This is a genomic window from uncultured Lactobacillus sp., assembly GCF_946477725.1.
In the GTDB taxonomy this organism is placed as follows: domain Bacteria; phylum Bacillota; class Bacilli; order Lactobacillales; family Lactobacillaceae; genus Lactobacillus.
This window is the reverse complement of record NZ_CAMKZC010000046.1, coordinates 1-5,665: the sequence shown is the minus strand read 5'-3', so window position 1 is coordinate 5,665 and position 5,665 is coordinate 1. Positions and strand designations below refer to the sequence as shown.

The window sequence follows — 5,665 nt, the reverse complement described above, 5'->3', positions numbered from 1 at the left end:
AACTAAAATAAGAATCAAACTGTCTAAACACAGCTTGATTCTTATTTTTTTAGCCTCACAATCTTAGAATATAATAATTTTCTTCTTAATTATTATCTCTAAAAATAATTTAGTAGCAGCGTTTGGCAAGATTGACAGCTTTCCAATATTCGACTATTAATTCTAATATCCCAATTCCTTTTTGATTTTTTTAAGGTATTTTCGTGAAACGGGGCATTTAATATTATCCACCAGAACTAATTCCATATTATGTAAATCCAAAATTTTAACTTTATTTTTATTAATAATATATGACTTGTGACAGCGGCACAAATTATCCGATAGAAGCAGTAATTTAGCTAGTGATCCATAAATCTCCAATTGTTGGTTAACAGTCACAATCATAATCCGATGTTTATTGAGAGAAGTTTGTGCATAAATAAAGTCAGCCTCGCGAATCCGTAATAATTTCGAACCGATTTTCAAAGGCAGAGTTTGATATTCCTCTAAGTGCGCATCAGGTGTATGGTTCTGCCTTAAATAAGCTTTTTGAATACAGTCAGAGATTTTCCGCTTATATCCGGCAACTTCATCTTTCAATATATAATCCAGGGCGTCTAGCTGATAGTCAAAAGTCAAGTAGGCCATTTCTGAATATGTTGTAAAGAATACGATTGAAGACCAAGCATCATTTTTTCTGATCATTTGCGCTAATTGCAACCCTGTGGGCTGTTTGGGACCTAAAACTATATCTAAAATAAATAAAGCGCCGGGTTGATAACATTTCTTTTGTAAAACTTGAAAAAACTCATTGGCTTTAGTTGTGGCCAGATAGATTCTGATATTAAAAACGCTCTTTTGGGCAATTTCTTTAATTATACGTTGTAATTCATATAATTGTTCAATGTTATCTTCACAAATTAAAATATCCATCCTATGATTCCCCATTATTAATAAGAATTTCTTGAACCAAAAAGCCGTCCTTATAACTACTTAGTAATTCTATATCTTGAGAAGCCGTAATAAGTTCTTTTAAATTTTTAGTATCATAGGTCGAATGTTGAGAAAGCGTGTACGCAAAAATCTCATGTATTTTTGGTGGTCGGGCATCAGCTGGGCGAAGTGAATAGCGGACTACAAAAGATATATCATTATTTGTCTTTGTAATTAAAAAATCAAGCCGACCCTTATGTTGGCATACATAGGTACTTGCCGTTTGTAAAATTATTTCTATCATCGCAATTATCAACATGGTATCATCTTTTTTTATTTGAATGGGCTCCAAACATTCAAAATGAATATTTATGTTTTTTTGGTAAGAAGAGAGCAACTGATAAGCTAAAAAGCCTTTAACAGATCTGGGACTAATATTCTGTAAATCACTAATTCGTAAATCCTCATAGGTAAAGGAAGCATCCACAAGCTGCAGTGCTTCTTTATAATAAGCTTGCATACCGGTGAAGTCTTTATTTTTTATAAAGAGCAGTGAAGAAGAAATAACGTTAATATAATCATGTTTGAACTTACTTAATTCATTAAAATTCTTTTCTAAGACTTTCGAATAATCTTCCAAGTGGCGAAGCTGCTGTTCCAAATTAGCATCTCTAATTTTTTGGGCATTATATAAAAAATAAATAACCAATAATAAAATAAAAACAATCAAGATAACAAGAAAGATACTTTCTATGACTAATTTATCCACCTGAAGATAGTGCGCTAAATTCACCTCAAAAGTAGAGAGAATTAAGATGAAAATGATAACTAAAAAATTAATTAGAAAAAACCGATTTATTTTCTTTTGAAAAATTATATCCGAAAATTGGCTCAGTAAGAAATTCTGCAGTCCCCAGGAACCAATACCACCTACCAAAAATGAAATAATATAAAGCGCAGAGTTCAGTAAGGGCGCTATATCAAGAAATATTACCAAACTGTCTAAAATTAAAAAAACTGCCAAACTCATTACTAAACACAATAAAGGATATAAAGTTACAAGAGCATGGGATTGACTGCCGTAATAATTCACTAGAATTAAAACAAAGGTAAATAATAAACCACTGACTACCGAAGAAATCGAGGACAGCCAAGCCCCAAGCGGTGTTATCAGGAGCATTAAAAAAAATAATATATTCTTTTATTTCTAGCCAGCTCATTTTTTATGACTACAAAATTAAACAACTGTAAAATTAAAAATTGTACGCCCGCCACCAATATTACTAACATCATTCCAACTCCCATTTTTCTGGAAACTTACCCTGACTGTGAGATTATCTTTATTTTTGATTTTAAAATTAGAGACTCCTCAAAGCAAGCGGTTCTCCAATGAGGATGCAGAAACAGTTATTAACTTTCCCTGGTCCATTTTAAATATTTGATCATACAAGCCAGAAATATTAGTTTTATGGGTAATTGCAATGACTGTAAGCTCCTGTTTTTGTAATAAAGTATTTTCAATATCATTTCCGGTTTTCTCATCCAGAGCCGAAGTAGCTTCATCAAATAATACAATCGGCTTCGCCTTTAAAAATGCTCTAGCTATCGACAGCCGCTGCTTTTGTCCCCCGGACAAATTCTTGCCATTCTCTCCACAAGAATAAGCCAGATTATTTTGTATGGTCGCTAAAAAATCAGTTAATCCCGCCTGTTGCAGTGCACTAAGAACTGCCGCATCCGAAAAATCACGGCCCAGAGTGACATTATTTTTGAGAGTATCATTAAAGATAAATACTTCTTGAGGAATTATCGCCAACTGGGAATACCACCAGGCAGAAGATAAATCCTGCAAATTATCCTGATCAATCACAATTCGGCCCTGATCTGGTTGAAATAATTGTAATAACAGCTTAAAAATAGTAGTTTTACCACTGCCGGATTTCCCGGTAATTGCGTATTTTTTCCCAATAATAAAGTTTACGGACAGATCCTTCAAGACCCTGGCACTGTTGGGAGCATACTTAAAATCTACCTGCTCAAATTTAATTTCCTTTTTTAAGGTCCCTTGTTTGTTCTTTAAATCAGGTTGACGAGCATGATGAATTGTGGGCGCTAAGAGCTGTTTGGAACTCTGAAAACGTGAGATTAGTAACCCCAAATCATTGATGGGCAGGACGACAAAGTTAACCAACTGCACAATGGCAGTCACACTGCCAATCGTCGTATATCCTTGGGCCGTTAATATCATCCCTCCGCCAAAGGCGACCAAAAAGACCACCAAGCCGGATAATTCGGAAACCGTAGCCGTGAGCGCTTCATTACCCCGCAAACGTAACTGCGATTTTGCATAACTATTTAAATATTTTTGGTAAATAGTACTTATATAATTTTCTACTTGATAATTTTTGATTGTGACATAACCACTGATGATCTCTTTAATCTTATTAACATAGCTTTTTTCTTGAAGTAGTGCCTGGTTTTTGAGTTTTTCACTTTTTTTAGCGGAAATTCCACTCAACCCGAGGGGCAATGCAGTAGCGATCAATATCAGTAAAGCCAACCAAAATTCGCTATAAAACATGGCTCCTAAAGAAGCGCTGATTAACATCAAATTACGAGCTATTTGAAAAAAACCTTTCAGGTAATCATCTCCCAATTGCTGCGTTTCGTTTAGTAACAAATGTTGGTAATCACTAGTATTTTGACGATTAAAGGCTGCATAACTCATTTCTAAAATCTTTTGCATTAAAAATAACCGAGATGCCGTAATTCTTTTTACTGAATAAAGATTAGTTAAAAATTTGGCTAAATAATTAAGACAAACAAAGCAAATAACTATTACTATACTTACCCCTAAATGATAATAAAGACCGGTAATATTTTTACTGACACCATCATCTATTAATAATTTAATTGTTAAAGCAAAGGCTACATTACTAAGAGGAGCTATGATATTAATAAAAAAAGTTAAGATGAACAAAAAGTTTATTTTTATCAGGGATTTGGCTGTAGTTGGCAAATTTCGTCTTCCTTTATTGAAATGTTTTAAATTAATAGTCTGCCAGACGCTTATCTGCTCTTCTAAGAAGTGAGATTTGCTGATTTTTTACCCAATACAATTCAGCCCCCAGATCTTGTAATTGTTGAATGAGGTGGCTGGCAATAACTATACAGGTATTTTGTTGCGCTAAAAATGTTAATATCTCTTCAACTTGGTGAACGGATAAGCGATCTAATCCATTAAAGGGTTCATCTAAGAGTAATAATTGCGGGAAATTACAAATTGCGCGCAGAATACCCAGTTTTTTTCGCCAACCCAGAGATAAATTTTTTACTTTTGTTTCTAATTTTCGATTTAATCCCAGTAACAACAGCAGCTTATCTAAATAATTTCTAGTAACTTTGACCTTCAGCAACGCTTGTTGTTCAGCTAATACTTGCTGCACGGTATAGTTATTTGGAAAAAGCGGTTCTTCAATTAAACTTCCTATCTGGGCTCTTTGAATTTCATGCTGGCCATTTTCAATATTGATCTCATTAAAAATGATCTGACCGCTATCCACATAATTAAGTCCTAAAATACTTTTCATTAAGGTCGTTTTTCCGGAACCATTAGCCCCGACCAATCCATAAATTTTACCGCTTTGAAAATTCAGATTAACATCCTTTAAAATCAGATTATTATTTAGAGATTGCGACAGATGACAAATTTTTAAAATAATATGATTTGATTGCACGATCAATCCTCCCATTTTTTCAGCTGAGCAGCTCAGCTGTTAAATATTCAGATGATTAAACTTTTTGAGCGCCAAAAAACTGCCGCTGAGAGTAATCAGTGCTATTATTAGCAAAGCCCAGAACAAATAATTATTATTTTGATTTTTATAGGTAGAAACAGTGGCGTTGCCCAAAATAACACACAGAAAAATAGCATTGCCGATAATGTAGCCGACTTTGTTTTTGAACATGGCCACTACACCGGACAATAAACCCGCCAAAATAAAGCCCAGATCCAAAACCAAATCTTTGAACAAGAAAGTGTCCAAGTTTAATAACCGGAAATTTTTAAGCATTAGATAAAATATAATTATTACTAACAAATGCAGTATCAATAAGACGAGTCCTGAAATCAGAAAAATGGCAAATAACATACCTAAATAAACTTTAGTTCTAGAAATAGGATAAGTAAGCAGTTGAGCAATTGTCCGATCTTCAAAAGCGCGGGCAATTATTTGATAACTTAAAAAACCTTCTAATAAGATAATTCCGGCTCGCATAAATAAGGTCTCAAAATAATAAAAGACCATACTGGCTTGAATAGCTGGACTAGTCTTATTAAATTGAGCAGGTAGAATGCTGCTTAATTTATTATCCCGCCACAGGCCACTGAGAATAATGCTAGTAATAAAAGTCGCCGCCAGAAACAGAGCTGATAAATAGAGAACCAATTTTCTGAAACCAGCACGTCTAAAATATAGTTGGGCTAAGCTCCACATATAAACCTCACTTTCCTTTTTTATTGTTAACCTTTCAACCTTAAAAATAAACTGATCTTTCCCCACCAGTAGTTTTTTCTTCCCCAGTTGCCGGACGTGATCCAATTTTTGCTTTAGGAAAACATAAAAAAATAGCCGCTGATAATTTTTATGGCGCGACTACTTTCAGCTTATGTAACTAAAATAAGAATCAAACTGTCTTAACACAGCTTGATTCTTATTTTTTTAGCCAATAAAGGCTGTACAAATTAAATTCA

General features: G+C 33.9%; 5 protein-coding genes. All 5 read right to left on the bottom strand.

Going from position 1 to position 5,665, the window contains the following annotated elements; all coding sequences use genetic code 11:
* Positions 1-162 precede the first annotated feature (162 nt).
* On the bottom strand, positions 163-912 hold the full coding sequence (locus Q0R51_RS08935; RefSeq protein ID WP_174791730.1) for a LytTR family DNA-binding domain-containing protein: 750 nt from the start codon (positions 910-912) through the stop codon (positions 163-165).
* Position 913: 1 nt separating this feature from the next.
* Entirely contained in the window at positions 914-2,005 is a 1,092-nt protein-coding gene (locus Q0R51_RS08930; RefSeq protein ID WP_294758261.1) for a hypothetical protein, read from the bottom strand.
* A 276-nt stretch (positions 2,006-2,281) separates the two neighbouring features.
* Entirely contained in the window at positions 2,282-3,931 is a 1,650-nt protein-coding gene (locus Q0R51_RS08925; protein ID WP_294758258.1) for an ABC transporter ATP-binding protein, read from the bottom strand.
* Positions 3,932-3,962: 31 nt separating this feature from the next.
* Positions 3,963-4,649, bottom strand: coding sequence for an ATP-binding cassette domain-containing protein (locus Q0R51_RS08920; protein WP_294758257.1), 687 nt, complete (start codon positions 4,647-4,649; stop codon positions 3,963-3,965).
* A gap of 39 nt (positions 4,650-4,688) precedes the next feature.
* Positions 4,689-5,408 (bottom strand): hypothetical protein, encoded by a 720-nt coding sequence (locus Q0R51_RS08915; RefSeq protein WP_294758255.1) that lies wholly within the window; start codon positions 5,406-5,408, stop codon positions 4,689-4,691.
* Between the last annotated feature and the right edge of the window lie 257 nt (positions 5,409-5,665).